Source organism: Tenggerimyces flavus, assembly GCF_016907715.1.
GTDB classification, from domain to species: domain Bacteria; phylum Actinomycetota; class Actinomycetes; order Propionibacteriales; family Actinopolymorphaceae; genus Tenggerimyces; species Tenggerimyces flavus.
Map to the genome: position 1 here is coordinate 4,943,916 of NZ_JAFBCM010000001.1, position 14,578 is coordinate 4,958,493.

Genomic DNA, 14,578 nt, shown 5'->3' on the forward strand with positions numbered 1-14,578 from the left:
GCTCGTGTGACGCTGGGTGGTGGGGATGGCCGGTCGACACTCGTTCGCTCCTTCTCCCGCTGCTGCCGTCGAGTCGCCGCCTGCTGAGGCGCCCGGCCGGCCGGACACGCTGGCGGTCGGGGCCGCGTTCATCGTCTTCATCGGCGCCCTGATTATCGGTGCCGGCATCCCGCAGCCCGACGCGCGGATGGAGCTGCCGGGCGATCAGATCGCTGGCGTCTATGTGCCGCAGTACGTGTTCCCGGGGGATGGGTTCGGGAGCTCGGACCTGTTCTTCCCGGGTCTGCCGCTCGTGATCGGCGTGCTGTGCGGCGTCCTGGCGTTGGTCCTGAACCGACCGCTGCTCTCGATCGGCGCGGGGGCTCCGGGCCTGGTGCTGTTCACGGTGGGGGTGTGGCAGGGGATCCGCGCGGGAACCGACGAGCGCTACCTCTCCGGCCAGATCGGCATGGGCACGATCCTGCTGTTGGCCGGCTCGATCCTGATGATCGCCGGCGCCGTTCTCGCCTTCGAACCCCGCCGCCCCGGAGGCCGCCGCGCCCGCTCTTGAGCTACCTAGGTCGGCCTCGTCACTGGGGGAGCGCTGCGAGGACCTCCGTCAGGACCTTGCGGGTGAGGGCGATGATCTCGTCGTTCGAGGGATCCGGACGCGCCTCGGTCCCGCCGAAGTCCCTGGCCACGAGGCTGACCTCGACGGCGAACGCTCCCTTGGCACCTCTGCCGCGGCCCGACGTCGCTTCAGCCACGACCGAACCTCCGCCGAGTACGGAGTCGGGTGCGGCCCCGTACGCGTGGCTGAACTGGCGCGCCGAGTTGCTCGCCTCCTCCCAGCCGGAGTACTGCCCATCGGGGTAGGAATCGACATCGACCTCCAGGAGGCGGCCTATCGGTGAACCGGGCGTAGTCCCGCCCTCGCGCGAAAGCTCCCACCCACAGGTGGCGAGGCTCTTGTCCGAACGCACGCGCTTGTCGACCCGGATGGCCTCCAGCGTGTCCGCCGAGACGAACTCGCACACGGCAGGGATCTCGGGCCCGGGGCCTCGTGAGGGGAGCCTGAAACTCGTGGCCGTGGCGCGCCTCGCCGACTTCCATCGCTTGTCGACCTCTCGGCCCAGGCGCTTCAGGGTGTCCGTGTCCTCCGCCTTGGACGGCGAGATCTTCTTACCGGCTTGCCAGTCCAGTGCGGACCAGGTGATCGTCGCGAACCCGCCGGAACGGCAGAAGGTGAGCTCGACACCCTCGTCCGTCCAGTCGATCGCCGCCTTCGTACCGAGGTCCGAAACAGCCGTTCCCTGCGCCTTCACCTCCGCGCACGAGTCACCCTTGGTGCCCGTGGCCTCGAGAGTGAGGCGTCGTTCGAACGGGCGGCGGACGTTCTCGTCGCCGAACGTGATGACGTGAAAGGTCCAGCCGCACTCGCTGGACGTCCTGTCCGGCGACCCGACGCCGCCGTAGTCGATCGGAAGGCTAGGCCCGACAACGTCAGCAACCGTCGCGGCCGAGACCAGGTCGCAGGCGTCCGGCCCCTGAAGCGGAGCGGCGACCTCTTTAGGTGCCTCAGCAGGCTCGTCGGCGCCACCACACCCAGCGAGAACGAGCGCGGCGACGAGCAGTGCACTGAGGGCGCTCGCGGGGCTCATAGTCACCTTTCTCACGTTTGTCCTGGAGCGCGGGCCAGACTAGTCCCAGAGCGAGCTCTTCGCGCCAACAGGGTTTGAATGAAGGGCACCTTCATACGAACCTATTGAATGAAGGTGCCCTTCATTCAAAACGACGGGCAACGGATCGCCCCGGCTTCATCGTCACCACAAGAGACCGGGGAAGCCCCACAAACAACGCGAGCACGGCAGCAATCCCCAGCAAGAAGGAACCTCCCCCGGGACACCTGTTCCGGGGGCAGGGGCGGCGCGTGAAAAACAGGTGGCCGGGCCGGGGCGAGTCAAGGGCCGCTCCGCGGTCGCGAAGCGACGTCGCCCCTCTGCGAAGCCGCCGCGACGCCCTTGACGCGTCCCGGACCGGCCACCACAATCGACCGCCGCCACAGACCCCGAGAGCCCCAAACCCCGAAGAGATCTCAGTGAACACCGCATCAAGACAGCACCAGACCCAGAAGAGCTTCGCCAAGAGGTCAAGGCACTCGGGCACCCAAGATGGAGGAAACCGCAGCACCGGCGCCAACCCCCGCTCCAACCCTGGCCACCGAGCCCTGCCCGTGATCATGAACGTGATCATGAAGGCAACCCGTCGTATACGACCAGTCCAGCTTCATGATCACGTACATGATCACCGCGAACAGCGCGCGGAAGGGCTCAGGCGGGGACCTCGTCGTCGGTGTCGAACAGGTGCAGGCGGTGCGCGGCCGCCGCGGCCTCGCCGCGGCTGGCGACGCCGAGCTTGGCCATGATGCGCGACACGTGGACGCTCGCCGTCTTGGCCGAGATGAACAGCTCAGCGGCGATCTGCGGGTTCGTCCGCCCCGACGTGACCAGCCGCAGCACCTCGAGTTCGCGCGCGGTCAGGCCGAGCTTCTCCACCGCGCTCGCCGCGGGAGCGTCCGAGGCCGTGCTCACCTCGAGATGCGCACGAGCCGCCAGCCGGTCGACCGCGAGCCGCAACGGGCGGGCCTGCAGCTCGTCGGCGATCGCGCCGGCGCGTTCCAGTCGTTCGGCCGCCGCGGAACGGTCACCCGCGAGCAGCGCCGCCTCGGCCGCTCGGGTCAAGGCCCAGCCCTCGTCGTGCGGCTGCGCGCCCGTCACCCACGCGGCCGCTACCTCGTCCCACGCGCGCTGGTCGTGCAGCCCCCGCGCCCAGCCCAGCTCGGCGAACACGGTCAGCTTGCGCGCCGTCTCCAGAACGCCGACCGACTTCAGCTTCGAGGCCCGCAGCTCGATCTTCGCCGCCGACTTCGCCGCCCGCTTGGCGGTCATGTCGTCCCGCAACGCGCGGGACCGCAACGTGCACACGGTGACGGTACGCGCGCCGATCTCCAGCAGCGGCCAGACATAGCGCCGCGAACGCAGGAACCGCTCCTCGTTGAGCGGCTCGTCCAGCGACGCGAAGACGTCGTCGAGCCGGCCCTGCGCCAGCGCGACCTTCGCCTCGAGCTGCACCATCGGCAGGTGGTCCTGCGAGTCGGTCACCCGGCCCTCGAACAGCGAACGCACAGCTTCGAGATCTCGCTCCCCATCCTCGACATCCCCCCGGCCGACCCGGACCAGGCCGCGCAACGTCAACAGCAGTCCCATGTTGCGCAACGGCGGGTCGAGGTCGATCGCGTCGTCGAGGATCGCCAGCGCTTTGTCCCACTGGCCAAGGGAAACGAGCGGCTCCGCGACGTTGATCGCGAGGAATGCCCCTTGCGTACGGGCGAATCCGAGCTCCTTCGCATAGGCCATCGCCTCGAGCGCGACGTCCGCGGCCTTCTGGTGTTCGCCGAGTCCCTCGTACATGTCCGACTCGTTGATCGCGAGCGGCAGCCACAGCTTCGGCAGCTCGGACTTGTCGAGGATCTCCCGCGCCTCCATGACGCGAGCGATCGCGGCGTCCCGGTCGCCGAAGTGGTCGTACGCGCAGGCGAGCGTGATCAGCGCGCCGAGCTCGCTCTCCACGTCGCCGACCGCGCGAGCCACGGCGAGCGACTCCTCGCCGTACGCGCGGGCGTCGTCGTCCAACGGGATCGCGACCTGCACCTTGGCGAGGTCGCCGAGCACTCTCGACAGCACCGGACCCGGCGGCAGCGCACGGGCGATCTGCTCGGCCCGCTTGAGATCCGCCTCGAAGCCGGGCTTCCCCAACGCACGAAGACCCTTGGCCCGCCGGGTGAGGAGCAGCGCGGTCAGCTCGGGTTCGGCAGCGGGCTGGACCTCGGCGATCGCGGCGTTGATCAACGACATGCCGCGCTCGTTGTCGCCGCTGTTCCAGGCAGCGGTGATCGCTCTGTCCAGCACGTGAACGTGGGACAGGCCGAGCTGCCCGGCGGCATCGTTCACCCGATCCCAGAGTTCGAGAACGCGTTCCAACAAGCCGAGACGTTCGGCGTGCGCGGTCGCCTGCTCGGCCTCGCCGGCCGCCACCCACGCGGCGTTGAACGCGCGCTCGACGTCCCACGCGGCGTACCAGTGCCGCGCCACGGCCGCCGCCCGGCCGCCCTTCGCGGAGCCGCTCGGCTCGGACAGCTTCGCGGCGTAGCGCGCGTGCAGTCGCGTCCGTTCACCCGGCAGCAGATCGCCGTAGACCGCCTCCTGGATCAGCGCGTGCCGGAACTGGTAGCCCTGATCGTCCGGTACGAGGATGTGCCCCTCGACCGCTGGCCGCAGCGCTGCCTCGAGCTGGTCCTCGGTGTGCTCGGTGACCGCCGACAGCAGATCGTGCTCGACGCCGCGGCCGCCCACCGCGGCGACGCGCAGCAGGTCCTGGCTCTCCTCGGGAAGCCGTTCGACCCGCGACAGCAGCAGATCGCGCAGCGAGTCGGACAGTCGCGCCGCACGGAACCTGGTCGCCTCGCCGCGGTTGCAGCAGACCAGCTCCTCGACGAACAGCGGGTTGCCGTCCGTACGGTCGTGAATCGCCCGGACCAGAGCGGAGTTCGGCTCCGCGTCGATGATCGCCGCGATCTGCTCGCGTACCTCGCCCCGCTCGAACCGGCCGAGCTCGATCCGGTCGACCGAACGCGAACGGTCCAGCTCGGCGAGCAGGGGACGCAACGGGTGAGTGCGGTGCAGCTCGTCGGAGCGGTAGCTGACCAACAGCAGAACGGGAACGACGCGCAGACTCCGGACCAGGAACACCAGCAGATCGCGCGTCGAGGCGCTGGCCCAGTGGGCGTCTTCGATGGTGAGGACCAACGGCCGTTCGCGGGCGAGATCCTCCACGAGCAGCAGCACGTGCTCGAACAGCTGGGCGCGCGCCGTCTCCGGATCGATCGCCGGCGCGGACGGATCGTCGAGATCCGGCAGCAGGCGAGCGAGGATCGGTGCGCCGCGGCCGGCGCGTTGGGCGATCGCGGGTGCGCCGAGCTCACGAGCGAGGTCGCGGAGGATGCCGGTGAACGGCGCGTACGCCACGGCCTCGCTGCTGAGCTCGAAACACTCCCCGGTCAGAACGCGGGCGCCAGCCGAACGTGCCCGTACCGCGAACTCCTCGGTGAGGCGGGTCTTTCCCACTCCCGCCTCACCGCCGACGAAGATCGCGGTCGGGCCGTTCTTCACACCTGCGAGAGCCGCTTCGAGATCGGCGAGCTCTCGTGTCCGGCCGATGAAGGCCGGGCTGGAGACCACGTCTGGCACGAGGTCAAGGATGCCATCTGGAGTCGGCATGTTCGTCAGGTCAGCCACGGACTCGTCCGCCTCCGACGAACTCGGGCTGCTGGTTGCTCGACTGGGGACCGCGCTGGGCGGGAACCAGGGGGCGGTTCGTCACCCGTGTGATGAAATGCGTGGCCTTGGTGAAGGCCCGGCTGGCCAGCTTCGCCCGGTTGTGGGCGGCCGCCTCGGCGTGGCGCTGGGAGATGGTGGTGCGGGCCAGGTCGGTGATGATGAAGCTGTTCATCTCGGTTCTCCTTGTCTGGGTCCGCGTTTTCGCGGTAGTTACAGATTCGTCGTAAGGCCCCTGGGCGCACATGAGGCAGCTGCCTCATCTTGCGGAGCAGGCCCCTTACCTGGCCGGCCTTATCGGCGCTGACCTGGGGAAAGAGCGGCGTAAGGCGGGTAAGGAGGCGGCACGCCGGGAGTGCGGATCGGGCACCGCGGGACGGTCCTGGACTACTGTGACCAGTTGGGGGGAACCCGAAGGATCGAGGTTCCTGGCAGTGGCGCACGTACCCCTCCCCGATTGGGACTGGACCGTGGGAAATCTCCTACGCGTCGCCCAACAAGTGCACGTACGACTCTGGACGGACCTCGTCGGTCCAGATCTCACCTCGCCGCAGTACGCACTGCTGGTCGTGGTCTCGCACGAGCCGGGCATCGACCAGCGCTCGGCCGGCGAACGGGCCTCGCTCGACAAGGCGACGATCGCGGACATGATCGCCCGCATGGTCAGGCACGGCTGGCTCCGGCGAGCGCGCGACCCCGACGACGCGCGGCGCAACCTGGTCTCGTTGACGCCGGCGGGCTGGCGGGTGTTGCGTGAGGCGACGCCGATCATCGACGAGGTCCAGCTGCGCCTGGCCACGCCGGTGCCGGCAGACGACTTCGACGTCCTGCTGGATCTGCTGCGGACGATCACGCACGTCGAGCTGGCGGCGCGGACGAGTGGGCAGGTGGTCGAGATCGTGGCCGGGCATCACCGGTTCGCGATTCCGGAGCTGCCGGCGGTGCTCGGGCATCTGATCCGGCGGGCACAGCAGGCGCACGAACGGCTGTGGAGCCACGAGATCGGTGGGCTCACCTCGTCCCAGACCGCGTTGCTGTCGGCGACGGCCGAGGCACCGTTCAGCGACCAGCGGTCGCTGGGGGAGCGGGCGCACCTGGACAAGGCCACCGGCGCGGAGATGATCGCCCGGATGATGCGGCGTTCACTGGTGTCGCGTACGCGAGACGTCCACGACGCCCGGCGCAACCTGCTGACGCTGACGCCTGCCGGTGAGCAGGCGCTGCGTGAGGTCACGCCGGGCATCGTGCGGGTCGAGTCGCTGCTGACCGAGTCGTTGACCGCGAGGCAACAGGACAGGTTCCGGCACCTGCTCGGCGCGGTGGCACGGATGCCCGCGTCCGCGCAGCCCGCCCGGCTGGCGAGCGCCTCACACTGAGCCGCCGCGACAACCAACCCGGGGTTGGCGTTCACACCGATCCATGTCTATGATTCGAACACCCGTTCGTACGACCTGCCCAACGTCAGCGACTCGGACGAAGGACAGGCATGACCGATCGGTTCGCAGTGAGAACGACCGACCGCGGCTTCGGTGTGTGGGACGCGGCGGTCAACGGATGGCACGGCAAGCGGGACGTCCCCAGGGACGAGGCGGTCCAGCTCGCCGGCAAGATGAACGCCTCGGTGGCCGCTCGACAGACGGCCACCGGCGCGGGCTCGCGGAAGGTGGCGCCACCACGGCAGGTGCTGGTCCAGGTGCGCGACACCTGGTGGCCAGGACAGCTCGACTGGTGGGTGCGCGAGAGCGACGGCTGGCACGGTCGCGTCCGGTTGGAGGCGAACGGGGCGACCAGCTGGTATCCGTCGGACGCGCTCCGGCAGGTCGGCGACGAGCCGGACGAGGGTGCGTCCGGTCGGGCGACGGGTGGCTCCGGATCGGGACCGTCGGCCGGTACGACGGGCCCGCCAGACCCGCGCGCCGGGACCTCCGACGGGCGCTCCCACGGGCCTGACAACAGGCCGGGCAACGGGCCTGGGAACGGCGTCGCGAACGGCTCTGGTCGCCGCACGCCCCCGGGCGCAGACCGGGGCCGCGGAGCGCCTGGCGGCCCTGCGGCGCACATCCGGCGAGTCGGTCGTCGGCGGTCTCCGGTGGACCTGTACCGTACCGGGGATCATCGGTCGGCTGGTCGTGCAGGTGGGGGCCGCGATGGGGGAAACAGGCTCGACACAAGTGGCGTGTCGAGGCGTCGATTCCGGCTGCTGCCGGACCCGGCCAAGCCAATCCGAGAACACAACGAGGTTTGCTGCCCACAACGGGTGATCATGAGCGCCGATCCGTGCTATGAAACGAGTGTGCGCGTCCTCCGATCCCGGGCCAGGATCGACCGGCGTTCGCGTCCTCGTAGTACGGGTATGAAGGATGCGGGGAGGAACAGACCGAGATGACAGTCCTGGTCGGCACCGAGGATGGTCTCTACCGCCTGGACGGAGGTTCGCTGGCCACGCTGTCCGGGCACCCAGTGACCGCACTGACGCACGACGACGGAACGACCCTGGCCCTGGTCGACCGGAGACAGGTATGGCGGGTGGTGAACGCTGCCGCCGAGCTCGTGGTCGAGTCGCCCTCCGAGCTCCGATTGACCTGTCTCGCCACGACAGCCGAAGGCGTACTTGCCGGCTCCACCGAAGCCCGGCTCTTCCGCCTCAACAACGACGAGCTCGAAGCGATCGAATCGTTCGACGACGCTCCTGGCCGCAAGGCCTGGCACACGCCGTGGGGTGGACCACCGGACGTTCGGTCCATCACCGTTGACGATTCGGGCGCGTACTACGTGAACGTGCATGTCGGCGGAATCATGCGCTCGGACGACGCAGGGGAGACCTGGCAGCCGACGATCGACCTCAATGCCGACGTCCATCAGGTCACTTCTGTCCCAGCCACCACAGGCCGGGTGTTCGCCGCCACCGCGCGCGGGCTCGCCGAGACGCAGGACGCCGGTGAGACCTGGGAGTTCGGCGTGAAAGGTTTGCACGCCTCGTACTGCCGGGCCGTCGCGGTCAGCTCCGACAACGTGCTCGTCTCGAGTTCGGTCGGCCCGTCCGGCGGGTACGCGGCGCTCTACCGCCGTCCGCTCGCGGCCAGCGCGGACGAGGCGTTCCAACGGTGCAGCGCCGGACTGCCGACCTGGCAGCCGGGCAACATCGACACCGGTACGGTCGCGGCGGTCTCCACCACGGTCGCGTTCGGCACCGCACTCGGCGACGTCTACCTGTCGGAGGACTCCGGCACGTCGTGGAGCCGGGTCGCGAGCCACCTCGCTCCGGTGCGCGCGGTCCTCGTCGAAGCCGAGGACTGACGCCGCGGGCTCAGAGCGAGGCTAGGGGAGAACGTTCCCGAACGGGATCCGCCGGTCCAGCAGGCACGGGCGGAAGACCTCGGCGGCGTCCTGGGCGATCCGCGCGCCGGTCGCGCGGTCGCGCTCCTCCATCCGGTCGGCGAAGTCGCGGCCGCCGCGTTCTCGGATGACCTCGTTCTGGCTCACGTGCAGCCGGATCAGCCGCGACTTCTCCGCGACGATCTCCGGCGGCAGCGCGACGAAGTGCGTGCCGTCGAACCCGTACCCCTCGCCCGGCGTCAGGTGGAAGATCCCCGGCGCCCGCGCCAACGCCGCGCTCGAGGTGGGGATCGACGCGATCTCGGTCATCAGCGCCGCGTGGCAGGTGACCTGCGCGGTCGTCACGTGGTCCTGGTTGTACTCGGCCGGGTTGTGGGTGAAGATCAGCTCCGCCGACAGCGCGCGGAGCGTCTCGATCAGCCGCATCCGCACGTCGGTCGTGTCGAAGAGGAACTCGTCCGGCTCGCCGAGGCAGACGTACGTTCCACCGAACGCGTCGGCGACCGACTGCATCTCGGCGGCCCGCACGGCGGCGGTCTCGGCCAGCGGGGCGTCGGGCGTCCAGGACGCGCCGCGGTCGCCGTTCGTCAACGCCACAAAGGAAATCCGGTCGCCGCGTTCGCGATGCAAACGCAGCAACGTGCCGAGACAGTTCATCTCGTCGTCCTGGTGCGCGGTCACGCAGACGATGTTCATCCGTCTCCTCGAGGCAGTTCCGTCATCGCCAGCGACATGCCACCGTCGACGCGCAACGTGGCGCCGGTGACGTACGCGGCGCCGGGGGAGGCGAGGTACGCGACCGCGGCGGCGATGTCCTCGGGCAGACCGAGCCGGCCCCACGGATGACGTTCGCCCGCGAGCCGAAGCTCCTCGTCGATGTAGAACTCACGTTCGCCCGGTGTGTCGATCCAGCCCGGCTCGACGAGGTTGACCGTGACGCGGTGCGGGATGAGATCGCGGGCGAACGTCAACGCCATCGCGCGCAACGCGCCCTGCGCCGCGTTGTAGCCGGCCGCGCCGGTGAACGGCAGCGTGGCGTGCAACGACGAGACGACGACGATGCGCCCGCCCTGTCCAGCTTCGATCATCTGCTGGGCCGCGAGCTGCCAGTACGTCAACGCGCCCTTGACAGTGCCGGACAACGCGCGTTCGAGCTGCTCCGGCTGAAGCGACAACGTCGGCGCGTGCTCCTCGTGCGCGACCGCCGACACCGCCACCGACACCGGACCGAGCGCGGAACGGATCTCCGCCAACGCAACGGCGATCCCGGACGTCGCGTCGGCGACGATCCCCAACGCGGTATGACCATCCGACCGCAATGAAGTGACCACCCGTTCGACCGACTCGGCGGCGCGGTCCACCACCGCGACCGCGTGGCCAGCCTCGGCCAACGCGCGGGCACACGCGGAGCCGATGCCACCAGCCCCACCGGTGACGACAGCGACGGTCATGCGACCCGATACCTCTCCACGACGTCCTCGTCGACCTCCACACCGAGGCCGGGACCCGACGGCACCAGCACGTGCCCCTCCTCCATCGTCAGCCCCGTCACGAGCGAGGAAGCGACCGACGCCGACGACACGTTGTACTCGACGAAGACCTCACCGGGCAGCCACGCGTTGACCTGCAGCGCGGCCGCGGTCAGCAGGTGCGAGGTCCACGCGTGCGGCACGACGCGTACGCCATGGTCCAACGCCAGGGGCACGATCCGCTGCAGAGCGGTGAACCCGCCGCACCGGGACAGGTCCGGTTGAACGACCGACACCCCGCCGTCACGCAGCAGCTCGGCGAACTCCGACACGCCACCGAGCTGCTCGCCCGTCGCGATCCGCACCGGCGCGTCCCGCCCCAGCTTGGCGAGGTCGCCCGGACGGTCCGCCGGCAGTGGTTCCTCCACCCAGGTGAGGTCGAGCTCCTCCAACGAGGCAACGAACCTCGTCACCTGCCCGAGGTCGCCCTCGATGTAGCCATCGACCATCAGCCGGACGTCCGGCCCGACCTCCGCGCGGGCGGCCCCGATCCGTTCCCGATCCCGCCGGGGGTCGCGGCCGTACGGACCCCAGCCGAACTTGATCGCCCGGAACCCGCGGTCGACGTACCCGCGCGCGGCCTCGCGCATCTCTTCCGGTGTCTCGCCGAACAGCGTGCTCGCGTACGCCAGCACCCGGTCGCGCCGCTTCCCGCCGAGCAGGTCGTGCACGGGCCGTCCCGCCAGACGGCCCGCGATGTCCCACACGGCAAGGTCGATCCCGCTCATGGCGTGCAGCGCCGGGCCGCGCCGGCCGTGATACCAGCTGTGCTGGTACATCCGGTCCCACAACGCGGCCCGGTCCCACACGCTCTGCCCGACCACCGCGTCGCGCAGGCCGGCGCAGAACGCGGGAATGTGCGGCCGGGCTTCGACGATCGCCTTCACTACCCACGGATGCGAGTCGACGTCGGCGTACGCGACGATCCCGGCGTCGGTGCTGACCCGGATCAGGCAGCTGTGCCGCGGTCCGGACCACTCACCGTCCGGCAGCCTCGTGCCGTACTCCGCACCGCTGTCGAGGATCAGCACCTCGACGTCGGTGATCACCGCATCCGTCATGCTTCACCTTAACCGTGAGAGAAGACCACATCGGTGTAGTAGTTCCGGTTGTTGAACGTCGAGGTCGGGAAGTTCCCTTGCCCGACTGCGAAAACTCCTCCGTTCGCGGGTGCACGCAAGGAGCCGTTGACGCGCTCGGTGGCCAGTCCCTGCTCGGTGGCGGACCAGGCGCCGGTGGGGGAGCTGTAGGAGACGGTGATGGTCTGGCCCGCGACGATCTGGACCGGGTTCGCGAACCGCACCTCCTGCCAGCCGGACGCGGACTCGTTGGTGAACGTCGCCGACGCCAGGCGCTGACCCATGCCGTTCCACACCGAGCCGACGTGGGTCCCGGTGTTGTGCGTGCCCTTGAAGAACCGGACGCCGAGAACGCGCCCGTTGATGGAGGAGGAGAACTTCACGCCGATCTCCAACGACTGCGGGTCGGTGGCGCCGAGCGCGGGCGCGTCGCTTCGGTTCCACAGTCCGTACGTGTCCGGCATGAACACGACGTCCGCCCAGTAGTTCGTGTTCTCGAACGACTCGTTGGGGAACAGGTTCAGCCCGTACTTGAAGACACCGTTGCCGCCGTCGGCGCCGGTCTGCAACCCGTGTAACACTCCGTTGTCGATGCTCCCGGCGAACCCAGGCCGGTTGTAGCCGTAGATGCCGAGCCGCGTATTGTACGAGGCCACGTAAGTCGTGTCGGCCAGGATCCTTACCGGGCTGGCGAATCTGACCTCCTGCCAACCGCTCACCGACTCGTTCGTGAACGTGGCCCGCCCGAGGTTCGCCCCGGCGCGCGACCAGAGGTTGCCGAGGTGCAGACCCAGATCGCCGGCGGACTTGTAGAACTTGACGCCGAGCACCTGTCCGGGCACGTCAGTACGGAACTTCACGCCGAGCTCGAGCGGCCTGCCCTCCATGACGTACTCGTTGTGCGGCCCGTCCTCGTCGTTCCAGATCGACCGCGGGTAGGAATTGTTCGGCCGCCTTGCTGTGCGGAAGGACCACAGCGCCGGTGGGCTGATCACGTTGCCTGCCGCGTCTCGCGCGCCGAGGTTCAGCTGAACGTCGACGTTGTACGGCCAGGGGTTCGTCGGCGTGAACGTCGCGAGCTTCGTCGCGGGGTCGTACGCGGCCGTGCCGGGATAGCTCGTACCTTCTGGGCTTCCGTTCGTGAGCAGCAGAGAGCTGGCCACGATCGGATCCTGGAACTGGACCGTGACGACGCGGCGCGGCCACACGCTCCGTGCCTGGTTGACGGGGGCGACCTGCCGCCGGAGCACGGGGAATCCGGGTGCCCGGCCCAGCGCCGAGCTCAGCGCGGCGAACCCGGCGGCGTGCGTGGGGAACGGCTTGCGTGATCCCCACAGGAGTTGGGCGAACGAGCGGAACGCCGGCGCGAGCCGGTCCGACTGCAGGGCCTCGAACTCGGTGTCCAACGTCCACAGGTGGATCTTGGCGCCGAGCAGGCCGGGGCTGTCGTCGGAGACGGACTGGCCGCCCTGGAACAGTCCCACGCGCCAGTTGTCGTAGATGTTGGCGGCGCCTGGGTAGCGGCTGCCCGGGTCGTAGTAGAGGAAGTCCTGGTTGGAGTTGTGGAGTTTGTAGCCCTCGTTGAGCAAGCGCTGCGGGGTCTTCCGGTTGTCCCACTGGGTCCAGTGCTCGATGACGACGTTCTTGTCCACGGCGACGGTCGCGTTGTCGAAGATGCCGTCATTCCAGATGCGCATGGTCTTACCGGCGGCGCGGACGGTCTGGTTGAGGTCGTTGACGAAGCCGTAGTGCACGTCCGGCGCCACGGCGTTCGCGCCGAAGCGTTGCCTGGCGTACGCGAGCAGCTGGGGGTAGTTGTCGTAGCTCGAGCCGAGCAGGTACTCGTCGGAGCCCAGGTGCCAATGCGGGCTTGACGGGAAGTCGCCGAGGAGCGAGGACGTGAGCTGCCGTGCCCAGTCGTACGCGGCGGGCTTGCTGAGGTCGAGGCTGCCGGTGCGTCCTGACAGCTGGAGGTCGGGACGTTCGGCGAGCGGAAGGTACATGTGGTCGGGCATGTTGTGCTGCGGGATCACCTGCACGTTGTAGCGTGCGGCGAGGTCGCGGATCGCCCTGATGTCGGCGGCGTTGTCCAGGCCGTACCCGACGTAGATCCACAGCAGGTTCAGCTTGAGGTACGACAGCTCGCGGATCGTTCCTTCCCACCACTGCATGGTGAACTTCTTCGCCGAGTTGGCGACGAGGAAGCCGCGTTCGGGATACTTCGGCCAGTCGCGCGCGAGGCCGGCGTTGACCGTACGGGTCTGCCGCAGCCATTGCACGATCGTGCGCGTGCCGTTGAACACGCCGCGCTTGGCTCCACGAACGCGCAGCGAGGCGGCGACGGTGAGCTCGTAGCCCTCGTCACTCGGCCCCGGCGTGGGCGCGGTCAGCGTGAGCAGGATGTCGCCGGGCTGTGGTGCCGGGGTCGCCTGCGTGACGACCTGCGGTGTGATGCCGGTGACGCGCCTGAGGTCGTCGGCGAGGACGTCGGCGGCGTTCCTCAGCTCGCTCGCCTGTCCGCTGGCGAGCAGGATGCGCGCGCCGGCGGCGAACGTGTACTGGCCGGCCGCCTCGGTCCACTCCTGCAGTGCCGGGATCGTCGCCGGCGGCCCGCCGGCCGCCCGCGCGACTCCCTGGTTCATCAGTACGGTGCCGGCGGCGACGCCGCCAGCGAGTGAGAACAGCCTCCTGCGTGGAAAGATCGTCATAGCCACCCACCCCATGAGTTATGTACGGCATTTCGAAGATCTATCTCTTATTGCGATCATAGGATGAGCAGTCAATTCGAAGCAACGGCACGTTGGTGCCAACTCTTAAGCAGTAGTGCGCAGTTTCGGGCAGTTTGCCGCGCGATCGGTCTGGGTCGGGGGCACCCTTGTCCCATAGGTTCGGACCAGGGTGCCCCCGACCCAAGCGCAGACCTCGCTGCTGGCGTACGCGTCGGAGTCGTATGAGGGACGGCTCGACGCGCTGAGGCCGGGCTCACCCGATGAGGTCGATCGATTAGACGCGGAACACCGCGGCGAACGTCGGAATCTCTCGCGGATCCATCGCGCCGAGTTGCCGCCCGAGCCGTGCAGCACGACGACCGGCGGCGCGTCGACGGGACCGCTCGCGACCACGAACGTGTCGCCCTGCATGGTCGGCTGCACAAGGGTCTCGTGCGGCACCGGCCAGAGCTCGAGCAGCTCGCGGTAGCGCTGCTCGAGGATCGCGGCTCCAGCAGGCGACTTGTAGATGCTGTTCACAAGCTCGTCGGTAG

The 14,578-nt window shown here is 69.1% G+C and carries 11 protein-coding genes; 3 read left to right on the forward strand and 8 right to left on the reverse strand.

Going from position 1 to position 14,578, the window contains the following annotated elements; all coding sequences use genetic code 11:
- The first annotated feature begins 25 nt into the window (after positions 1 to 25).
- Complete coding sequence (locus JOD67_RS23095; RefSeq protein ID WP_205119783.1) at positions 26 to 550, forward strand: hypothetical protein; 525 nt, start codon at positions 26 to 28, stop codon at positions 548 to 550.
- Between the two features lie 19 nt (positions 551 to 569).
- Here the strand turns inward: JOD67_RS23095 and JOD67_RS23100 are convergent, their stop codons facing one another.
- The 3 genes from JOD67_RS23100 to JOD67_RS23110 all read right to left on the reverse strand — a co-directional run bounded on the left by JOD67_RS23100 (position 570) and on the right by JOD67_RS23110 (position 5,547).
- On the reverse strand, positions 570 to 1,640 hold the full coding sequence (locus JOD67_RS23100; protein WP_205119784.1) for a hypothetical protein: 1,071 nt from the start codon (positions 1,638 to 1,640) through the stop codon (positions 570 to 572).
- Positions 1,641 to 2,309: 669 nt separating this feature from the next.
- Positions 2,310 to 5,285, reverse strand: a complete 2,976-nt coding sequence (locus tag JOD67_RS41290; RefSeq protein ID WP_205119785.1) for a helix-turn-helix transcriptional regulator — start codon at positions 5,283 to 5,285, stop codon at positions 2,310 to 2,312.
- 40 nt (positions 5,286 to 5,325) lie between these two features.
- Positions 5,326 to 5,547 (reverse strand): hypothetical protein, encoded by a 222-nt coding sequence (locus JOD67_RS23110; protein ID WP_205119786.1) that lies wholly within the window; start codon positions 5,545 to 5,547, stop codon positions 5,326 to 5,328.
- A 259-nt stretch (positions 5,548 to 5,806) separates the two neighbouring features.
- Between JOD67_RS23110 and JOD67_RS23115 the strand changes: the two genes are divergently transcribed.
- Both JOD67_RS23115 and JOD67_RS23120 read left to right on the forward strand, forming a co-directional pair.
- Complete coding sequence (locus tag JOD67_RS23115) at positions 5,807 to 6,748, forward strand: MarR family winged helix-turn-helix transcriptional regulator (RefSeq protein WP_205119787.1); 942 nt, start codon at positions 5,807 to 5,809, stop codon at positions 6,746 to 6,748.
- 1,006 nt (positions 6,749 to 7,754) lie between these two features.
- Positions 7,755 to 8,669, forward strand: a complete 915-nt coding sequence (locus JOD67_RS23120) for a WD40/YVTN/BNR-like repeat-containing protein (protein WP_205119788.1) — start codon at positions 7,755 to 7,757, stop codon at positions 8,667 to 8,669.
- Positions 8,670 to 8,690: 21 nt separating this feature from the next.
- Here the strand turns inward: JOD67_RS23120 and JOD67_RS23125 are convergent, their stop codons facing one another.
- The 5 genes from JOD67_RS23125 to JOD67_RS23145 all read right to left on the reverse strand — a co-directional run bounded on the left by JOD67_RS23125 (position 8,691) and on the right by JOD67_RS23145 (position 14,564).
- Positions 8,691 to 9,404 carry a PIG-L deacetylase family protein gene (locus tag JOD67_RS23125; protein ID WP_205119789.1) on the reverse strand — a complete coding sequence of 238 codons (714 nt, stop codon included), beginning with the start codon at positions 9,402 to 9,404 and terminating at the stop codon, positions 8,691 to 8,693.
- Complete coding sequence (locus JOD67_RS23130) at positions 9,401 to 10,159, reverse strand: SDR family NAD(P)-dependent oxidoreductase (protein ID WP_205119790.1); 759 nt, start codon at positions 10,157 to 10,159, stop codon at positions 9,401 to 9,403. Before JOD67_RS23130 ends, JOD67_RS23125 begins: the two co-directional genes overlap by 4 nt.
- Positions 10,156 to 11,298, reverse strand: a complete 1,143-nt coding sequence (locus JOD67_RS23135) for a mandelate racemase/muconate lactonizing enzyme family protein (protein ID WP_205119791.1) — start codon at positions 11,296 to 11,298, stop codon at positions 10,156 to 10,158. Before JOD67_RS23135 ends, JOD67_RS23130 begins: the two co-directional genes overlap by 4 nt.
- A gap of 8 nt (positions 11,299 to 11,306) precedes the next feature.
- Positions 11,307 to 14,024, reverse strand: a complete 2,718-nt coding sequence (locus tag JOD67_RS23140; protein WP_205119792.1) for a DUF4082 domain-containing protein — start codon at positions 14,022 to 14,024, stop codon at positions 11,307 to 11,309.
- Between the two features lie 105 nt (positions 14,025 to 14,129).
- The gene (locus JOD67_RS23145; protein WP_205119793.1) at positions 14,130 to 14,564 is read right to left on the reverse strand and encodes an alpha/beta hydrolase; all 435 of its coding nucleotides are present in this window, start codon (positions 14,562 to 14,564) and stop codon (positions 14,130 to 14,132) included.
- Positions 14,565 to 14,578: the final 14 nt, after the last annotated feature.

Coding starts and splice junctions, on each gene's coding strand:
- JOD67_RS23095 (WP_205119783.1), top strand. CDS start 26: ATGGCCGGTCGACACTCGTTCGCTCCTTCTCCCGCTGCTGCCGTCGAG.
- JOD67_RS23100 (WP_205119784.1), bottom strand. CDS start 1,640: ATGAGCCCCGCGAGCGCCCTCAGTGCACTGCTCGTCGCCGCGCTCGTT.
- JOD67_RS23110 (WP_205119786.1), bottom strand. CDS start 5,547: ATGAACAGCTTCATCATCACCGACCTGGCCCGCACCACCATCTCCCAG.
- JOD67_RS23120 (WP_205119788.1), top strand. CDS start 7,755: ATGACAGTCCTGGTCGGCACCGAGGATGGTCTCTACCGCCTGGACGGA.
- JOD67_RS23125 (WP_205119789.1), bottom strand. CDS start 9,404: ATGAACATCGTCTGCGTGACCGCGCACCAGGACGACGAGATGAACTGT.
- JOD67_RS23130 (WP_205119790.1), bottom strand. CDS start 10,159: ATGACCGTCGCTGTCGTCACCGGTGGGGCTGGTGGCATCGGCTCCGCG.
- JOD67_RS23135 (WP_205119791.1), bottom strand. CDS start 11,298: ATGACGGATGCGGTGATCACCGACGTCGAGGTGCTGATCCTCGACAGC.
- JOD67_RS23140 (WP_205119792.1), bottom strand. CDS start 14,024: ATGACGATCTTTCCACGCAGGAGGCTGTTCTCACTCGCTGGCGGCGTC.